The sequence below is a fragment of the Paenibacillus sp. RC67 genome (assembly GCF_030020805.1).
In the GTDB taxonomy this organism is placed as follows: domain Bacteria; phylum Bacillota; class Bacilli; order Paenibacillales; family NBRC-103111; genus Paenibacillus_S.
This window is the reverse complement of record NZ_CP125098.1, coordinates 6869079-6888652: the sequence shown is the minus strand read 5'-3', so window position 1 is coordinate 6888652 and position 19574 is coordinate 6869079. Positions and strand designations below refer to the sequence as shown.

General features: G+C 49.4%; 17 protein-coding genes. 12 read left to right on the top strand and 5 right to left on the bottom strand.

Going from position 1 to position 19574, the window contains the following annotated elements:
- The first annotated feature begins 11 nt into the window (after nt 1-11).
- From QMA13_RS31195 to QMA13_RS31170, 6 genes are all read left to right on the top strand, one after another.
- A complete protein-coding gene (locus QMA13_RS31195; protein WP_282937526.1) occupies nt 12-1550 on the top strand; it encodes an ABC transporter substrate-binding protein in 1539 nt (512 codons plus the stop codon).
- A gap of 146 nt (nt 1551-1696) precedes the next feature.
- Nucleotides 1697-2614, top strand: a complete 918-nt coding sequence (locus QMA13_RS31190; protein ID WP_282937525.1) for an ABC transporter permease — start codon at nt 1697-1699, stop codon at nt 2612-2614.
- Between the two features lie 19 nt (nt 2615-2633).
- Nucleotides 2634-3560: an ABC transporter permease gene (locus QMA13_RS31185; protein ID WP_282937524.1), complete on the top strand. Its 927-nt coding sequence runs from the start codon at nt 2634-2636 to the stop codon at nt 3558-3560.
- Nucleotides 3561-3583: 23 nt separating this feature from the next.
- Nucleotides 3584-4558 carry an ABC transporter ATP-binding protein gene (locus tag QMA13_RS31180; protein ID WP_481858060.1) on the top strand — a complete coding sequence of 325 codons (975 nt, stop codon included), beginning with the start codon at nt 3584-3586 and terminating at the stop codon, nt 4556-4558.
- Between the two features lie 6 nt (nt 4559-4564).
- Complete coding sequence (locus QMA13_RS31175; protein ID WP_282937522.1) at nt 4565-5542, top strand: ABC transporter ATP-binding protein; 978 nt, start codon at nt 4565-4567, stop codon at nt 5540-5542.
- A gap of 61 nt (nt 5543-5603) precedes the next feature.
- The gene (locus QMA13_RS31170) at nt 5604-7430 is read left to right on the top strand and encodes a S9 family peptidase (RefSeq protein ID WP_282937521.1); all 1827 of its coding nucleotides are present in this window, start codon (nt 5604-5606) and stop codon (nt 7428-7430) included.
- Between the two features lie 76 nt (nt 7431-7506).
- Here the strand turns inward: QMA13_RS31170 and QMA13_RS31165 are convergent, their stop codons facing one another.
- From QMA13_RS31165 to QMA13_RS31150, 4 genes are all read right to left on the bottom strand, one after another.
- Complete coding sequence (locus tag QMA13_RS31165) at nt 7507-8457, bottom strand: aldo/keto reductase (protein ID WP_282937520.1); 951 nt, start codon at nt 8455-8457, stop codon at nt 7507-7509.
- Nucleotides 8458-8481: 24 nt separating this feature from the next.
- Nucleotides 8482-9597, bottom strand: coding sequence for a Gfo/Idh/MocA family protein (locus QMA13_RS31160; RefSeq protein ID WP_282937519.1), 1116 nt, complete (start codon nt 9595-9597; stop codon nt 8482-8484).
- Nucleotides 9598-9647: 50 nt separating this feature from the next.
- Complete coding sequence (locus QMA13_RS31155) at nt 9648-9968, bottom strand: NIPSNAP family protein (RefSeq protein ID WP_481858059.1); 321 nt, start codon at nt 9966-9968, stop codon at nt 9648-9650.
- Between the two features lie 391 nt (nt 9969-10359).
- Entirely contained in the window at nt 10360-11622 is a 1263-nt protein-coding gene (locus QMA13_RS31150) for an MFS transporter (protein ID WP_282937517.1), read from the bottom strand.
- Between the two features lie 216 nt (nt 11623-11838).
- Here QMA13_RS31150 and QMA13_RS31145 point away from each other — a divergent pair, with 216 nt between their 5' ends.
- Nucleotides 11839-12741: a LysR family transcriptional regulator gene (locus QMA13_RS31145; RefSeq protein WP_282937516.1), complete on the top strand. Its 903-nt coding sequence runs from the start codon at nt 11839-11841 to the stop codon at nt 12739-12741.
- Between the two features lie 140 nt (nt 12742-12881).
- On the opposite strand, the gene QMA13_RS31140 is transcribed toward QMA13_RS31145, so the two are convergent.
- Entirely contained in the window at nt 12882-13721 is an 840-nt protein-coding gene (locus QMA13_RS31140; protein WP_282937515.1) for an AraC family transcriptional regulator, read from the bottom strand.
- Between the two features lie 255 nt (nt 13722-13976).
- Between QMA13_RS31140 and QMA13_RS31135 the strand changes: the two genes are divergently transcribed.
- From QMA13_RS31135 to QMA13_RS31115, 5 genes are all read left to right on the top strand, one after another.
- Nucleotides 13977-15257 (top strand): ABC transporter substrate-binding protein, encoded by a 1281-nt coding sequence (locus QMA13_RS31135; protein ID WP_282937514.1) that lies wholly within the window; start codon nt 13977-13979, stop codon nt 15255-15257.
- Between the two features lie 19 nt (nt 15258-15276).
- Nucleotides 15277-16158: a sugar phosphate isomerase/epimerase family protein gene (locus tag QMA13_RS31130; protein ID WP_282937513.1), complete on the top strand. Its 882-nt coding sequence runs from the start codon at nt 15277-15279 to the stop codon at nt 16156-16158.
- On the top strand, nt 16155-16964 hold the full coding sequence (locus QMA13_RS31125; protein WP_282937512.1) for an HAD family hydrolase: 810 nt from the start codon (nt 16155-16157) through the stop codon (nt 16962-16964). The genes QMA13_RS31130 and QMA13_RS31125 overlap by 4 nt, the downstream gene beginning before the upstream one ends.
- Before the next feature lie 46 nt (nt 16965-17010).
- Complete coding sequence (locus tag QMA13_RS31120; protein ID WP_282937511.1) at nt 17011-18828, top strand: glycosyl hydrolase family 28-related protein; 1818 nt, start codon at nt 17011-17013, stop codon at nt 18826-18828.
- Nucleotides 18829-19012: 184 nt separating this feature from the next.
- The gene (locus QMA13_RS31115) at nt 19013-19540 is read left to right on the top strand and encodes a hypothetical protein (RefSeq protein ID WP_282937510.1); all 528 of its coding nucleotides are present in this window, start codon (nt 19013-19015) and stop codon (nt 19538-19540) included.
- The last annotated feature ends 34 nt before the right edge of the window (nt 19541-19574 follow it).

Genomic DNA, 19574 nt, shown 5'->3' with positions numbered 1-19574 from the left:
GGGAAATAGGTATGAAGCGTATTGCACTCATTAGTTTGACACTCATTATTGCTTTATCGGCTGTACTTGCAGGCTGCAGTAAGCCCGATTCCAAGGGCACAGGCACGGCGAAGGGGAAAGAGAAGGACGATCAGAAAGTACTGACTATTGCCAGAAGCGGCGATATTCTCGGTTTTGATGTCCACAATCACGGGTTCACCAGTACGGAATCGGTTCATGTCAACATGTTCAATTATTTGGTCAAAAAAGACCGCGACGGCAAGTTTCAACCCGATTTGGCCGTCTCCTGGGAAAATGTGAATCCAACAACGTGGAGATTCAAGCTGCGCGAAGGCGTGAAGTTCCAGAACGGCGATCCGTTCACAGCAGCCGATGTCAAATATTCGCTTGAGCGTGTGGCCAAGGATGCCAAGCTGGTCGAGTATGGCAACTATAAGCAGATCAAAGAAGTGAAGATCGTCGATGATCATACGGTCGATGTCATTACAAACGAAGCGGAGCCGGTCTTGCTGTCGCGACTGTCCCGCCTCGGCTCCAGCATGCTGCCTTCCAAATACATTCAGGATAAGGGCTTTGACGAGTTTCTCAAAAATCCAGTAGGAACCGGCCCGTACAAATTTTCCGAATGGATTCGGGACGACCGTGTCACTCTGGTGAAAAACAATGATTATTTCGGCGATAAAGGCAAATGGGACAAGCTGGTTTTCCGAACGATACCGGAGGAAGCAACACGGGTATCCGAATTGCTGACAGGCGGAGTGGACATTGCGGTTCAAATTCCTCCCACGGATATGAAACGGATTAATAACGTTGACTCTACCCAAACGCTATCGGGCCCTACGACACGTGTCATGATGCTTGCCCTTCGTACGACAAGCGGTCCGACGGCCGATCCGAAGGTTCGTGAAGCCATTGATATGGCCATTAACAAAAAAGCGCTGATCAGCAGTCTCTTTGAAGGTGATGGCAAAGAAACCTTGACGCCGATTATCCCGGGTGTTTTTGGAGCCAAGCCGGATTTATTCGGAAAGTCGAACTACAATCCGGAACGGGCTAAGCAATTGTTGAAAGAAGCGGGTTACGAGAAAGGACTTACTATCAGCTTTACCGGATCGGTAGGTAAATCGTTGAAGGATAAGGAAACGTCGGAATTGATTGCTGCGATGCTGGAAGAAGTGGGTATTAAGGTAAAGATGGAAATTCTCGAGAGCAGTAAATTTAACGATAAACGCAATGCAGGCACTACCGGAGATATGTTCCTAGTCGCTTACGCCAATTCCATGTTCGATGCTGCCCTGCTATATAAACGTCTGAATCCGGATACGGGATACAACAATCCTGAGGTAACGAAGCTGTTAAGTGACGCGGAAAAAAATATGAATCCTGGAGAGAGGGAAAAGCAGTATCAGCAAGTGCAGGACATCTTGGCGAAAGATCGTCCTCAAATTTATTTGCTGCAATTGGGAGCTAATTATGGTATCAACAAACGCATTAACTTTACTCCTAGAATCGACGAAATTACATATGCGGATGACATTACTTTGAAGTAGGCCTAAATCTAATTTTGTACAAGGGGTCTCCATTGAGGGACCCTTTTCTCGGCACGTAGGAAGATATAAGTTCGCTAAAGCGATAAAGCATAGCGGGGAACGTTCCTATTGGCGCCTCATTTCATAGATGAACTGGGAGGTAGACCGTGAGGCAATACTTATTGAAATCGATTTTGCAGTTCATTCCCGTGTTGTTTTTAATCTCCCTCATTGTTTTCTTGCTTGTGCACGTTTCCGGGGATCCAGTAACGCTGATGCTTCCGGATACGGCAACAGCGGAGGACCGTGCGGCTTTGACCGCAGCTCTTGGCTTGGATCAACCGTTATATATTCAGTACTTCAAATTTATAGGTCAATTGGTGCAGGGTGATTTCGGCAAATCGTTTCGTTATAATGAACCCGCATTGCCCATCGTATTGGATCGTCTCCCGGCTACATTCGAATTGGCTGCTGCAGCCATGGTGGTTGCAACGATTATCGCGATTCCGCTAGGCATTATTTCGGCGACCAAACGAAATTCGTTCTGGGACGTGTTAGCTACTGGGGCAGCGGTGCTCGGCAAGGCGATGCCGCATTTCTGGCTAGGCATTATGTTTATTCTTTTGTTTTCCGTCAAATTAGGTATGTTTCCGGTTTCCGGTCGCGGTACACTGCTGCACTTAGTCTTGCCGGCGGTAACGCTTGGAACCGGTATAGCGGCCGAAATGACTCGGTTGATCCGCTCCAGCATGCTGGAGATTTTGGGACAAGATTACATTCGAACCGCAAGAAGTAAAGGATTGGCTGAAAAATTGGTTATTTACAAGCATGCATTCCGTAACTCATTAATTCCCGTTGTGACAATTATGGCCTTGCAAATCTCCACTCTAATCAGTGGGGCATTGATTACGGAGACAATCTACGCTTGGCCGGGCATGGGACAATTGATTATTCAAGCGGTCAATACCCGCGATATGGCGATCGTGCAAGCAGCTGTTTTTGTCATTGCGTTATTGGTTATTATAAGCAACATGTTGGCGGACCTCATTTATCGCATCCTGGATCCGCGCATTAAAATCAGTTAAACGCCGGAGGTGAGCGTAAATGAGCGTATCGATCGAAGCAAAGAGCGGACAGGTTCACACAGGACAAGTAACGAAGCGGGCAGGCAAGCTGCCGCGTATCGTCCGCTCACTGTTGAAGAGTAAGACGGGAACCATCGGATTCATTATAATCGTCGCCGTCGTGTTCATGGCGGTGTTTGCCGGAGCGATTGCTCCCCATGACCCTGCAAAAACTAATGCGGTCAAACGATTACTGCCCCCAATGTGGATGGACAAAGGGTCTGCGGATTACCCATTGGGTACGGATAATCTCGGTCGGGACGTACTTAGCCGTATCATTTACGGTTCGCAAGTATCCTTGCTCGTCGGTATTTGTGCTGTAGCCGTTGCCGGAACGATCGGCGTGATCATGGGGCTTGTTTCCGGTTATTACGGGGGATGGATCGATAGGGTTATTATGCGAACCGTTGATGCTTTCTTAGCGATTCCCAACATTTTATTCATGCTGGTCATCCTGGCGGTTCTAGGTCCTGGATTGTTTTCACTGATATTCGTTCTGGGGGTAACCAATTGGGTCAAGTATGCCCGTATTATTCGCGGGGAAGTGCTGAGCGTTAAAGAACGCGATTATGTGAAGGCCGCTCGTTCCGTGGGGTCGCGTGATGCTCGGATTATATTCAAACACATTCTGCCTAATGTAATCTCATCTTTCATTGTTGTATCCACTCTCAGTATTGCTACTACCATCATTTTAGAAGCATCTTTAAGCTTTTTGGGGCTGGGTATTCAACCGCCGACCGTTACGTGGGGCGGCATGCTGAGCGATGGCCGACAGTACCTTGCCACAAGCTGGTGGGTTGCCACGTTTCCCGGCGTCGCTATTACGATAACTGTATTGGGGATCATTTTCCTGGGTGACTGGCTGCGCGATATTTTGGACCCACGGATGAAAACGAAAGAATCTTGATTAGCGACAAGTAAAGAATAGAGGTGAAACAGGTGGCACCACTGCTGGAAGTTAAAAATTTGCAAACTCATTTTAAAACCGAAGGCGGCGTCGTCGCTTCCGTCAATGGAGTTTCGTTCGCTGTTTCCAAAGGGGAGACGTTAGCCATCGTCGGTGAATCCGGGTGCGGAAAAAGCGTCACCTCGCTCTCCATTATGAGGCTCGTCGCTTCCCCGGGAAAAGTAGTTGGCGGGGAAATTTTATTGGATGGCGAGAATTTGCTCAACAAGAGCGATAAAGAGATGCGCAAGCTGAGAGGTAATAAAATCTCGATGATTTTTCAAGAGCCCATGACCTCCTTGAACCCTGTGTTTACGATTGGGAACCAGCTGGGCGAGGTGTTTCTTAATCATCAGGATGTTGATAAGAAGCAGGCGAGGGCCCGAAGCATCGACATGCTGGACAGTGTCGGCATTCCACGGGCGGACAAGATCGTCGATTATTACCCTCACCAGCTTTCCGGCGGAATGCGGCAAAGAGTAATGATCGCCATGGCGCTGGCCTGCAATCCTTCGTTATTGATCGCGGATGAGCCGACGACCGCACTCGACGTAACCATTCAGGCGCAAATTCTCGAGCTGTTGAAAAGCTTGAGCAAGGAACGGGATACAGGAGTCGTGCTGATTACCCATGATCTAGGCGTCGTAGCGGAAATGGCGGACCGGGTTGTCGTCATGTATGCCGGAGAAGTTGTGGAAGAAGCCGATGTGTTCAATTTGTTCGCGAATCCGAGACATCCTTACACGAAAGGCTTGTTAGGCTCACTGCCTAAAATCGACGAACAATGTGAAGAACTTGACTCCATTTACGGTTCAGTACCGAATCCGCTCCAGATGCCGAGCGGTTGCACGTTCCATCCACGATGTCCCATTGCGACTGAGCAATGCAAGTCCAAGAAACCGTCGCTCGAACCGGTTACCGACCAGCATTGGGCACGTTGCTTTTATAGTAAGGAGTGATTCGATATGAGCCAAACGAGCCGACCGTTATTGGAGGTAAAAGGATTAAAGAAACATTTTCCGTACAAGCAGGGCTTGTTCTCCCGCCAAACGGGTTTTGTACGTGCAGTGGACGGCCTTGATTTTACCGTTAACCGTGGAGAGACACTTGGGATTGTAGGTGAGTCCGGCTGTGGGAAGTCAACCGCGGGACAGCTCATCTTGCAGTTGCTGGAGCCGACAGAGGGCGAGATTTGGTTTGAGGGAAGAAATCTGGCCTCCCTCGACAAAGAGGATGTGCGTAAAGTCCGTCGCAATCTGCAGATCATATTCCAGGATCCGTATTCATCCCTTAATCCAAGAATGAAAGTGGAAGACATTGTATCCGAGCCGCTCGAAGTTCATGGCTTGTACAAAGGCAGTGCATTGAAGAAGAGAGTCGTGGAATTGCTTCGGCTGGTCGGTTTGGACGAGCATCATATGTCGCGTCATCCCCATGAATTCAGTGGGGGGCAGAGACAGCGAATAGGAATTGCCAGAGCGCTTGCGTTGAATCCGAATCTGATCGTATGTGACGAGGCGGTATCGGCTTTGGATGTGTCCATTCAATCGCAAATTTTGAATTTGCTCAAGAAGCTGCAGAAGGAACTACAGCTGACCTATATTTTTATTGCGCACGGTTTACCGGCCGTGAAACATATTAGCGATCGCATCGCCGTCATGTATTTAGGCAAAATTGTCGAGCTGGCTGACCGCGACTCTTTATTTGCCAACCCAAGGCACCCATATACGCAAGCGCTGCTATCGGCCGTTCCGAACCCTGATCCGACTCAGCGGAAAGAGCGTATTATTTTGCAGGGCGATCTTCCTAATCCAGCTAATCCTCCACAGGGCTGCAGCTTTCACACGCGCTGTCCATATGTACAGGATCAATGTCGTAAGGAAGCACCTAAGCTCCAGCCGCAAGCCAATGGGCATTTGGCGGCATGCCATTTTCCGTTATAATTGAGCTAAGGATAATTATTCATCTGCTAGCCCGCATTTTCAATAAAGGAGTGACGAACTGATGGAACCCAAAGACATGACGACAGATGAGAATACTAAGCTTCAGGCGTACCTCACTGTCCTTACCGCTTACCAACCGCAAGTGATTCCAGGGCGCAGCCGGATCACATTTCTAACGAAAAAAACCGGCCTGCCTCAGCTCTGGAGCTGGGATGCAGAGACGATGCGCTCCGAGCAGGTCTTGGAGCTGCCGGATCGAGTGATGGACGTCAAGCATTCTCCGTGCGGTTCCCGAACTGTGATCGGTATGGACCATAAGGGGAATGAGAAGCAGCAGCTCTATGTGCTGAATAATGAAACATTAACCGTTCAGGAGCTCATGGTATCGCCGCAGCATTTTCACATTCTTGGAGGCTGGTCCCCGTGCGGGAAGAAAATCGCGTTTGCCAGCAACCGCCGGGGTCCCGGACTTTTCGATATTTATGTGCAGGATGTGGAGACGAAGCAAGCGGATGTGGTTTACCGGCATGAGGGAAGATGCGTTCCGCTGTGCTGGCTTCCCGATGGCAGCGGACTGCTGATTTTGACTGATGTGACCAATGTCGTGCAAGGCCTGTATGTACTGGATCTAAGTAATGGTGAAGTTCGCGAAATCGGTGTCGAGGGAGCGGGCGACTATGCTTCTGTGCAAGTTGCTAAGGACGGCACAGGGTATCTGGTGACCAATGCCGCAGAAAATACGATGGCCTTGTACCGCTTTGACACGGATCGAATGGATGCCGCTATGCTTGTTCATGTTCCAGAATGGGATATCGAAGAGGTGAAGCTGTCACCTGACGGCAAAAGGATCGCATATACCGTTAATGAAGGCGGTATTTCCGCATTAAAATTGTATGAAGTAGGGAACGGGACTTCCACAGCAGTGGAGCTGCCACGCGGTGTTATTCAATCGCTATCTTGGCTAAGCGACGGGGAGCTGATCTTCGCTCTCAAAAGTCCGGTGCTTCCAGGAGACATTTGGCGGTACAGCCTGAAGGATGCAGCATTCCAGCGGATTACCTCTTTCGGGGTGTCGGAGAGCATCGAGCATCTGTGGCAGGAGGCTGAACTGTACTCGTTCTCCTCATTTGACGGGGTTCAAGTACCCTACTTTTATTATCGGCCTCATCGTGCGGAGGGCAGTGGACTTGCGAAAGACCGTAAGGCACCTACGGTAGTCTACGTGCATGGCGGGCCAGAATCGCAAATACGATTCGATTTTCATCCGGTAATTCAATATTTGGTAGGCCAAGGCTTTAACGTAGTTACACCGAACGTTCGAGGCAGTATGGGATACGGTAAAACGTATTTGAATCTTGATAATGCGAGAAAGCGGATGGACGCGGTTGCCGATTTAGCTTGGATGGTGAAGGATCTGGAGCAGTTTGAGACCATCGATACCGACAAAATCGGCATTATGGGACGGAGCTACGGAGGATTTATGGTGCTGGCTTCATTAACGCATTATCCGGATTTATGGGCAGCCGGAGTCGACATTGTCGGTATTTCTCACTTCCGTACGTTCTTGGAAAACACAGGAGAATGGCGTCGGAAATTACGTGAATCGGAATACGGTACGTTGGCTGATGATTCGGACTTTTTCGAGGAAATCGCCCCTCTCAATCATTCACAGAATATTAAAGTTCCGCTGCTCATCTTCCACGGCCGCAATGATACGCGTGTTCCGGTCAGCGAGGCCGAGCAATTGTATGCCGATATGCGGGAGAGAGGCCAGGAAGCCGAACTAGTCATCTTCGAGGACGAAGGACATCAGACGGAGAAGATGGAGAACCATATCTCGATGAATACGAATATCGTCCACTTTTTCCGGAGAAATCTGGAACAATAATATGAGTAAAGCTGGCCACCTTGCGGAGCCAGCTTTTTATATTTTGCTATAACCTTTCGGCATGCTCTTAAAAATCTCACTCAGCTGCAATAGCGCGGATTTCTGCCAGCACAGCTTCATCGAGAGTGATATCGGCTGCTGGCAGCACGCCGAGAATATGGCTCGGCTTACGCACGCCAACGATAGCGCTAGTGAGCGCCGGATGGGCAAGCACATAAGCGATGGCAAACTGTGGCACGGTCAGATCGTATCGAGACGCGATAACTCTCAGCTTCTCTACCCGGTCGACGTTTTTTCTTAATCCTTCGCCGGTATGCGCAGCGTTGCGCGAACGCCAGTCATTGGACGGGAACGTCGTGTCATAGGTGTAATTGCCAGACAGCAATCCGGAGGTCAGCGGGCTGTAGGCGACGACGCCTATGCCGCGCTCCAAGCAGAACGGCAGCAGCTCTTTTTCTGCAGCAGGTCTCAGTATAGAGTAGGGAGGTTGGAGGGAATCCACATGCCGTACGGCTAGCGATTCCTCAAGTAAGGAGACATTGTAGTTGCTCACTCCGACATAACGGATCTTGCCGTCTTGAACCAGCTTGTCCATGGCCCGCATCGTTTCTTCTGCAGGGGCGTTAGCATCGGTATCCGGCCAATGCATTTGGTACAGATCGATATAATCGGTCCCTAGTCGGCGCAGCGAGGCCTCGGCTTCACGAATGACAGAATCGTAGGTTCCGTTCTTGGAGATCACATTATCTTCATTCCAGACTAACCCGCATTTCGTTGCCAGCACTACTTTATCGCGGCTGCCCTTCAGGGCTTTCCCCATAATCTCTTCAGAGTAGCCAAGCCCGTACACGGCGGCGGTATCATAAAAGGTGACTCCCGCATCAAGCGCTGCTCGTACGCTTTCGATGGACGATTGATCGTCCTGATCACCCCAGGCGCTGGCCCAACCGGCACCTCCTATAGCCCAAGAGCCGAAACCGATAACGGAGATTTCCGGTCCATTTTTTCCAAGCTTACGGTATTTCATCGATCAGTCACGCTCCTTGTTTAATTAGATATAGTCACTTTTCGTATCAAAGATCCGGTCGTCGAACTGCGGATTCCAATGCTTGAAGGTGGTAGTCAGGTTGTAGCGCTCGCCGCTTTCAGCTGATTGATACGCTCTGAACATAATTTCATGCACATGCAGTTGCAGCTGCGCAGATTGCTTGGGCTGCTGTTCAGTGCGCAGACAATGGACGAAGTGGCTCATAATATTGGCCTCCGAGCTTTCGGACGGCAGCAGCTTGGGGATATAACAGCCTTCGATGCCGCGCCATGTCGCATGCTCTGCATCCGGAATCGGAGCTCCTGGAGAATGAATGACGAGCGGGAAGCCGCTGTCGTTAATGGCAATCGTTCCTTTTCGCCCATAAATAACGGTGTTATTCATGGAGAAGGAGGTGCCCCACAGGGTCCGCACAATAGCCTGTTGACCTCCGGGGAATGTGACGATGACTGTGACATTGTCGTCAACGTCACTGTTAACTCTTTTGCCATCTTTGACAATCCGCTTCGGAATTAATGTGTTCACTTCCGCCACGACGCTTTGGGCAGGTCCCAATAAAGAAATCAGGCGGCTTACCGGATAAACCATACAATCGAGGATGGCACCCCCGTGGGAGATTTCCCGATTGTAATACCAGTTATCCCGGCCGGGTCCGGGGATGTTAAGCTGTACGTCGGCTCCGGTAATTTTACCTATTACGGACTCATTCAAGTAGTGCACCGCTGTCATAAAAGCCGGGTTCAGATCGTAGGGCAAGCTCATAAAAATGCGGTTTTTCGCCTCAGCGAGAGCGACCATCTGTTGACAGTCCTCGAAGCTGGTGGCCATCGGTTTTTCATTAAGGACATGGAGCCCTCGCTCCAGCGCAGCTAATACCACTTCCGCATGCACCGAGTGCGGTGTCGTCACAACAATGGCATCAAGCTCTTCCTGATCCATCATCGTTATGTAATCATCATACCAACGAGCAATATTATATTTGCGTGCTTTGGCTTCCGCATTGTCCATATGTCTGGCACATGTTGCCACGAAGGTAACTTGCTCGAGTCTAGCCGCCTGCTCGAAAAAGCGGTTGCTGATGTCTCCACTGCCAACCATGCCCAGCTTTAAAGGTTTCATAATGGCCTCCTTGATAGGACGGATATAGTGCTTTATTAGTGACGGTCTTGTTATTTCGGAAAATAAGGCGCGCGTTTCATATAGATGCTTTCGATTTTTTCTACAATAGGGGCGTCTTTCTCGCTTTCCTGCTTTACTTGCTGCCATTCAGGATCATTGCGGAAAGCTTCCCATTTCCGATTCCTCTCATCCATATCCGCGTATTCCATGACATAATAGAGGCGGTTATGCTCGTCATCCAGATCCTTCCAGAACTCAATCACCTGCATGCCGTGCTTAGCGAAAATACGCAGGGTGAAGTTAGCGAATCGGTCGTTAATAGCCTGCATTCTTCCAGAATGCATATGATAAATTCGTAGCTCATACAACAAAAGGATCATACCCCTTTCCATAAACTATCTTACATTATAAGCGACTTTATCTGTGTCGGAAATGACTGAATATTTTGAAACTTAGTTTCGTCAAGTTTACTATCTTACTCCAGGGTAATGAAATAGAGTAACCATTTACACACAAAGGCGGATGCTATGATATACCCAAAGTATCCGAGCTATCTACATGGCTGGCAGCAGATCATTATTTTGTTGATATAAGTTCACAAGCCTCTTATCGATTCTTTAAATCAATGAAGGAACGTTAAAAAAAGCTAGAGGTTCCCAGCCTGTGAAAAGCTGCCCTCTAGCTTCATACCCATGAGAAGAGGAACGGACGCACCCAATACTCCCCCTACCAGGCCATCAATCGTGATTCGTTACTTGAAGATTAAATTCTATTGGTGGTTTCTTCTGCCGAAGCAGCGATCGCTTCACTCTTTGCAGGTGAAACCCGATTCGAGCTGTATACCGCAAAGCCCAGCATCGTAGCCAGCAGAATGCCTCCGCCGGTATAGAAGGCTGCCGTGAGGCCAAACGCCTGACCCAACAGACCGAACATGGCTGGAGCCGTCATTTGAGATAGACGATTCGTCAAGAGGCGCAGTCCCAGCACTTTGCCGCGCTCAGTTTCCTTCGTTTCCTCTACCATAATCATAATCGTGACCGGCAAATTCATACCGATGGAGCTGCCTAGCAGAAAGGTAAGGATGGCGATCCCGATAAAGTGCAGGGAAGCGACAGGAATGAAGATCAGGCAGACGGAAGCGATGCAGCCGGCGAAGATAAGAATGGTTTCTAACGTCGCCAGCTTCATCAGCCGCCCGAGCAAAAAGCGTGATACAAACCCGGACAACCCCATCAGTGAGATTATCGAAGAGATGACGAAGGCGGAGTAGCCGTGACTGTTCAGGTAGAGCGGAATAAAGCTTCCGTATAGCGCTTGAATGAACATGATCAGAAACGTGCCGACTAAGCCAAACTGAACCCCACGGTGACGCGTCAGATGAATGCCGCTCACATAACTGTTCAGCATTTCTTTAGGTTGAAATAGTTCCTTTGTTTTGCCCCGCGTACCGGAATCGCTCGGGTTTCGGATTAGTAGAATCAGGATGTAACAAATGACGCATACCACAAGCGACGCCATAAAAGCGGACCGATAGCTCCACAAGGAGGAGCCGAAATAGCTTACTACTACTCCACCAAGCAGGGGGCCCACCATATTGCCGGCTGAGTTCCACATCGAGAAACGATTAATATTTTTGTTGCGCAGCGCTTTGTCCTGCTCCCCATCCGATGCCAGCACTTGAAGCGAAGAAGCCATAATAATCATACTAGTCCCAAGGAGTACTTGGGAGATCGCAAGAATGGGCAAGGTCGTGCTGAAGGATGTTAGCCCCAAGGAAACGATAAGCAGCAGACAGCCTATCTTCGTCATCTTCATTGGACCGAGCGTATCAATCATTTGACCGATCGGCATGGCGATAAACATAGGCACCAGCGCTCTAAGAGTGACAATCAAACCGATTAATGCCGTAGATGCGCCCAGCGCTTCCGCGTACAAGGTAAAAAACGGCTGCGCCACCGACATCACTCCGAAAAAAATACCGCCGCCATAAATCCCGACTGCCCGCACCGCTTTTTCCATATTCATAGCAAGTCACCTTTCTTTATCTTGTATCTATCTCTTGTATTGGTGAGCTTATAGGTATATCCTACAAAGGAAAATCCCCGTAGTTTATATACTATGAAGGATGAGAAGACAAGTAAATGATCGAAAATGAATGACCTTATTCATTTTTTGAATATCCTTTAGGCGGCTTCAGCTGCTAAATAGATGATCGGATTATTTCGGGAAAGGCGGCGTCACATGACATTCGATCAAATTCTAACCTTCGTGACCATATATCGTACAGGGAGCATATCGAAAGCAGCCGAGAAACTGTACCTGCCTCAGCCTACTGTTTCACATCGAATTAAGCAGCTGGAGAGAGAACTCGGCAAGCAGCTTCTTATACGAGTGAACGGAACGGTCCGGCTATCACAGGAAGGCAATGCTTTCCTGCCCCATGCCTTAAGTGCACTGACCTCGCTTGACCAAGGCCGTGAGGCCGTCGAACATCTGAAGCAGGGATTGACCGGTACGCTGTCTCTGGGCTGTAACAACTCCTTTGCAGGTACGATTCTGCCTCCTATTCTGGAGAGCTTCATGGCTGTACATCCGAGCATCGCGCTGAAGGTACATTGCTACTCTACAGAAGAGCAGATCAAAATGCTCAAGAGCAAGCATATTCAAATCGGCATTACCCGCTATACAGCCAATGACCCTGGCATTACCTTTAAGCTGCTCTACGCTCACTCGGCCTACGCCGTTATCTCAAAGGAACACTCTTATGCAGGACGGGATGCGCTCAGCTTGCAGGAGGTACTAAAAGAGAGGCTTATTCTCTATGAAGCCGAGAGCCTCTATCGGAAAAAAATCGACATGACCTTCAAGGATTTGAATATGCTGTACGACCCGCATTATGAAACGAATAATTTGCAGCTAATCAAATTTTGGATTAAAAGCACGATGGGTATTTTCCTGTCCTGTCCACTGTATATGCAGACGGAGATCGAGTCAGGAGAGATGGTCGCGATTCCGATCGAGCACAACCCGTTCCCGCTGAATCAAATCTTTCTCATGTACAGGGATGAGAATTTGAACAGCCTGGACCGCTTATTTATGCGTCATGTTGAGCGGCATATGGAGGATTTTCATTCGGTGGAGTAGCCTTTTCGTACAGTCTAGGTAGTACATAATTGTAATATAATGGTAATAGTGATAAAAGACGGGGGAGGGGTGATATGAATAATGGGGTTGTTTTTAACTATGAATAAATAGGAATCCTTCATCCGCATGGCCGATCCCACTCACCCCCTAACCCGGCTAGGCGAAACCCCGAACTGCCTCGTAAAAGCCCTCGTAAACGAAAAAAGATCAGGATACCCAACCGTCAGAGCGATCTCCGTAACCGATAGTGACGTCTGCTTCAGCAGTTGGGTCGCTTTGTCCAGTCGAACATTTTGCAAATATTTTACGGGCGGGACGCCGACGTGTTCCGTGAAGGTTTTGGAGAAATGCGTGCGATGGATGCTGACGTAGGCTGCGATATCGTTGACGGTGATTTGCTCGGCGTAGCAAGTGTGAATGAAGTCCAAGCTTTTTCTCAACCAGAAATCCGGTGTGCGAGGGGCTGCTGTAGGTACTTGCTCAGGAATGAACTTAGCGAAAATACGGTACATGAGGCTGTTCCAGAGTACCAATTGCTTCTTGGTCAGGTTCTTGGGCATTTGGGTCATTTGGTGGAAGATCGATTCCAAATCGGGATCGATGACTTTGCGTTGATAGGTGTTGTCCGGTGCGAATCCGGCCATCGTCATTAATTCCGGTACCTGGCTGCCGTTGAAGGCAAACCAGATCATCTTCAAGCGGGATTCGGAAGGAGCGACCCGATACGTATAGGACGTATGGGGGAACATGCAGAACATATCGCCTTTGCCTAGCTCCACCTCATTACCACCGTATATAAACTGGATACGTCCTTCCCTTACAAAATGTATAGTGTAATGCGCCTTCTGCCGAGGGCCATTGCTGTAATCCGGCTTAGCGATGTTATGTCCCATATGTAGAAGGAAGAGTCCGCTGCTCTTGTCGAAGGCATCGGTCTCATGAATCCATCTTTCGGCGTATTCGTGGGTGTATTCTTGCATCGAAACCACCTGCCGTTTCTTGAATAATCCGCACTGTAAGCGCTTTATATTCACATGATAACTTACTTTTCTTTTTTCTGGAAGTACTTAATCTAAACTACATAGTTCATCTGCTGCACGGGTCCACCTTTACAATTCTTTAATCGTTTCCCTACAAATTGCTAAAAAACAGCCTACCATTTGATATTCCTAACCGCCACGGATATGACGGATAATGAGGACAGTAATTCACTTCTGTATAGAGGAGCTTGGTCCATGAAAACAAAGCTCGCACTCGTTTGTGGAACCGTATTCACCCTGTTGGCGTTGGCGGCATGCGGAGGTCCGGAACCAAGCATGAAGGAAGGAGACAATAAGCCGAAGATCAAAGATCCTGATCCGGTGACGTTGAAGCTGTTTCCTTACAATCCGATGTCGGAGTCTGACTTTAACAAGCTGATCGCAGAGCCTGTGAAGAAGAAATACCCATACATCACGGTCGAAATGCTAGCCAAAAATGCGACGCAATTCGAAAGCACGATAGCCGCCAAAGAGGATATGGATCTGATTCTGATGTGGAACGGCAATATCAATGGGAACAAGCAGTACGGTATTTTCGAGGATATGACGCCCTACGCCCGCAAGGCCGGCTTCGACTTCGGTCGGTTCGACCCGAAAGCCATGGAAACGATCAAGGAGTTGTCTGACAAAGGCGAGATCTACGGGGTTCCTTACCAAATTCAGTTTTATGCGCTCTATTACAACAAGGACTTGTTCGACAAGTTCGGAGTACCTTACCCCAAAGATGGTATGACGTGGGAGGATACGGTCGAAATCACACGCAAGATGTCCCGTATGCAGGACGGGGTGCAGTATAGCGGCTTCGATATGGACTCCCTTTCCAGATTGACGTACCCGTTATCCCTGGTTCCCGTAGACGGCAAGACCAACAAGGTATTGGTGAATAGTGACGCCTACAAGAAAGCGTTCGACTTGGGGAAGCAGCTTTATTCGAGTCCGGATAATCCAGGCAAAATTAGCACTGGTCGCTTTACGAAAGAGAAGACGCTCGCCATGGTAGGGACGGTCAATATGTTCGACCAGCTGGAGAAAACCCCGGACCTGAACTGGGATTTGGTGCAGTACCCGAGCTACAAGGAATTGCCGAACACCTACGGGATGTACGACCTGAATGTGGTTATGCTAACCAGCACGAGCAAGCATAAGGAGGATGCGATGAAAGTCGTTGAGGTGTTCTTATCGGATGAGGTACAGAGTCTAAGCTCAAGCATGGGCAAGCTTTCCGCATTGTCCAATCCGGAGATTAGGAAAACGTTCGGTTCCGGTCTGCCTATGCTGAAAGGGAAAAACTTACAGGGCATTTTCAAAAGCAGCCCGGCTTACGCCCCGCCGTTCTCGATGTACCACTCCAAGGGAAATGAGATTTTGAAAAAGACGTTCCTCGACTACATCGCCGATAAAAAGGACGTTAACACGGCCTTACGGGAGGCGGAGGAAGAACTTACCCGATATATTCAGTCGCAGGGAACGAAATGATTCAGGAGGATAATCTACAATGAATATTTCCACATCGTTAAATGTGTTCGGAACCGATTACGAGCAAGCGATCCCCGTCTGCAAAGCAGCAGGCTTTGAAGCACTGGATTTCAATTACTGGGATCATCAGAAGGACGTTATGACCAAGACCTGGGAGGAAGAAGAGGCATGGGCGCATCGCATTCGCCAGGTAGCGGACGAGAACGGCCTGCGTTTTACTCAAATGCATGGGCCGGTGCATGGACGATTGTTCCAGCAAATGGTGCCAGGGCTTGATACGGATTCGTTCTTGACTCTTGCCAAAAGGTCGCTAAAAACAGCCTCCATTCTCGGGGTGCCATGGGTCGTCTTTCACTCCAGCGGTGTCTCGGTAGAGGGGGAGTCGAACCGTGAGGCGAAGGAGTTTAATGTGAAGTTTTTTCAGCAGCTGTTTCCTAGTATGGAACATACGGGAGTCGGCATTGCTTTGGAAAATTTTTATGACCGTCCGGCTCGGGCTCATGCGGTCCGTCGAACGTATTGCGCGTTGTTCGATGAGCTGATAGAGCTGATCGATGCGCTCGATCATCCGTTGATCGGTGGCTGTCTGGACACAGGCCACGCGCATGAACAAGGAATTCATCCGAACGAAATACGCAAATTCGGCAATAGGCTCAAAGCGACTCATATTAATGACAACGATGGAGTGCAGGATCAGCATTTGCTCCCTTTTCAAGGATCAATTCAATGGGCTTCGGTAATGTCGGCTCTTCACGATATAGATTACAAGGGAGATTTGACTTATGAGACACATCAATCGATTCGTGTTCTGCCGAATGCTCTGCGGGAAGAGGGATTGCGCTACGCTGTAGCGATTGGCCAATACTTGATCAGACTGAAAGGAGAGCTTACAGGAGCATGAAGCTGATAGCGGTGGATTTGGATGGAACGTTGCTTGGGGGGACGGTCGGCAGATATGGATTCAAATCATCTGGGGTGGAAGCCTTGCGTCAGGCGGCAGCTCGCCAAATGCATATTGCGATCGTAACAGGCAGGGATTTGCCGTTCATTATGGAGCTGCTTCATCGTGAAGGGATTGTTCCGGAAAAGGAGGGCTGGCCCCAAGTTATCGTATCCGAGGAGCGCTTGATTCACTTGCTGGATGATGAGGGCAAGTACAAGCCGGAGACGGAGTGGAATGAAGAGGTGGAACGCATCGAAAGATCACATTTCACTGACATTATGCCTGGCGTCTCCGCTTTACTGGAAGGCAAGCTGTCGCAGATCGATACTGCCTCTCGGCGGTGTGAAGAGGCGAAAGAAGCAGGCAGAGGTTTCGTGGAGGTGCTGTTCAGCAGCGCCGACACAGCCAGAGCAGGCGAGACGGTTATAGCCGACTGGCTGCTCCAAAGCAAGCTGCCGTACTATACGGTGCGCAATGTTGCGGGTGTGTGCGTTCGCCACTCGACAGTGGGCAAAGGCCCTGTGTTGGCTCAAGCGTGTCAAACGCTTGGAATTCCCACGGAGGAGGCACTCGTCATAGGAGACAGCTGCAATGATCTATCCATGCTGGACGGGGGCTTCGGGTTCAGGGCTGCCGCTCCCGGCAATGCCGAAGAGGAGGTGAAGGCCCGAATTCACCCCACACGCGGTTATTTAGCAGCAGGCACCTTTGGAGATGGTGTTGCGGAGGCTGTTTATCACGTCTTCAGAGAACTACAGAAGTAACTTGACTTGTTGAGATTACCTTTACTAAATCTTGGGAGGGATAGTAATGGATAAGAACAAAGATTCCGAAGAGAAGGACAAAAGGATGAGTCGTCGGGAAGTGCTGACGGCTATCGGGATGACAGGCGCTGCTGCCATGACCGGCGTATTGCTGAACAATGGCGTAGCCAACGCTTTGACTGGCAATCAGCCGTCTGTTACGGATTCGGTATACGGGTCAACCAACGCTCAGCTTCTTAGTACTGTAGATGCGGATGATGTTTCCTTCCTGCAAGCAGCAGGCTTGACCACCCGTACGGCTGGGGACAAGCTGCGCGAGTGGGTCAGCATCAAGGATTTCGGGGCCGTCGGCAACGGCACTACGGATGATTCAGCGGCTTTCCAGGCGGCGATTGCTTATGCGGAGAGCAAGGCGGTCACGAATCCTGCCCCAGGATCGACGGGAAGCAAGCTCGGCCGAGTCAGTCTGTTCCTGCCACCGGGTTCCTACCTTATCACACAGCCGGAATCCCTGCTGCGAAGCAGCTACACGACGAGTACGGTGGGATTGCATATCCAGGGTGCCGGATCAGGCATTACCCAAGTCATTTACAGCCCCTCTGCTACAGGAACGTATTTGGCCAACAACAATAACGCTTGGCAGTTTTGCTCCATCTCCGATATTGAATTCTACTCTACCAGCACAAGCAATCATTTTATGCGGTCCTACTCGACAGGTCAGCCGCAGAGCTGGACGTTCGAAAGGATTCGCTTTCGCGGAAGCTGGGGGTATACGTTCCATTTGGAAGGTACGGACACGAACAGCGAAATGAACTGGCGTGAAGTGGATTGGGCGGGAACCTGCACGAAAGGTGTCTACGTTCCCTCGGCTGGGGGCTCGGACCAGTTCTTGAACTACAACTTCTATTCCTGCAACTTTGAGGTGCAGGAAGGAGACTTTCTCCATTTCGAGAAAGGCGGCAATATTACCGTATGGGGCGGAAGCTACATTCACATAGGAGCAAATGCAGGCACATTTTTCAAATTGCTCGGTGCTACGCATTCCTATGGTGTGGAACGTTTTCTATGTATTGGTTCGAGAATGGAGCATCGCAACGCCAACAGCAAGCTGATCTATTGCGAGTGGAGCGCCGGCATCGTCTCGTTTGTTAATGTAGACACTTCGAGCTCGGTCCCCTTGCGTGCCGCCACGGAGCTGGTTGCAACGTTCTACAGCAACAATACCAAAATGCCCATCATCAAATTCGATAACTGCCGGCTGCTCGGCAAGCACGAATACATGTATAGGGTCAACAGCTTCCAATACCCTCACAATATCGTCTACGAAAACTGTGAAATCAACCAGCATACGAGTCCATCCGACTTTATCGTGTTTACGGCGGAAGGCGGGAATACGAATGCAGGCGGAACGCCGACGATTCATTTTACGAATACGCGGGGGCAGGGCGATCCTTCCCGCAAATCATGGGAATGCGATTACGGCTTCCAGAAAAGCTCCTTCGGCATCACCAAACGAACTGCCATTTCGGTGAAACGAGCCGACGGCAAATTCCCGTATTCAGCCTCGACGACGATAGGGTTCTATGTGCCGGTCAATGCCCGTATCGTTAACATCTTCTTGCAGTCGCCTGCAGGGGCTGTAACCTCTACAGGTGCGGCAACCTTTACGGTACAAACGACGGAAGCTACGCCTTCTGTGTTGGCTACGTTAACGGCAGCGAATCATTCCCAGGGGTTTCTTTTGAAGCAGGATCTCTATTTCCGCTGTGATACAGCTGAGAGATGCAGTCTTCAGCTCGTGGCGGGCTCGAATGTGACGCAGGCGAACCCGGAGGCAGAATGTATCGTAGAGTATATCGGATAGTCTAGCTCAAAGGTTCGTTTGCTGCTTAATAAAAGTATGATTTGGAGCACTTGCCCTTATAGGCAGGTGCTCTTTTGAGCTTAGGCTTCATGACCTATCGAATTGTGACGAAAGTAATGCAGTTATATAACAGATCATGGTATAATTCACCAAAAGTCATAGGAACGGAGGTCTGAGCAACGGTATGGGTTATTATTTTTCGGTTTGTGCCATGGAGAGATATCAGGAGATGTACCTGGAATTTTTGCTCCAGCATTACAGTAACCTGAAGCTCCCCTATTCATTCCCTGTATCGCTTAGCTTCATTGCAAGTCCGGTACTTATGAAGAAGGATGCTATTCTATGTTTTGATGAGGAAAGTAATGAAATCGTTGGGGCGCTGGGGTTCATTTTTGGCACAGGTCAGCAGCAGTATCAGGATACGCACATCGTTCAAATCCAAATTGCCTATATTGCTGAGGGGCATCGCCAAACGCGTCTGTTCCTGGAGGGGCTTCAGTATTTGACGCAATATTTAGCTCATCTGGATGAAGGAGTTACTGAGCTTCGTTTCTGGGCGCCTGCTGATGATGGGCTGCGTAGATTGTTTGGGAAGCTGGGTGAGCTGACAGCATCCCGCGACACTGCCTTCGGGACGATAGACGAATATTGTGCTGTATTGAAGGATTGGCAGTCTTATGCTGCGAAGTATCGTCATATACACTATTTTTAATGGTTGGACAAGGGATTAAGATAGGAGGGAGGCT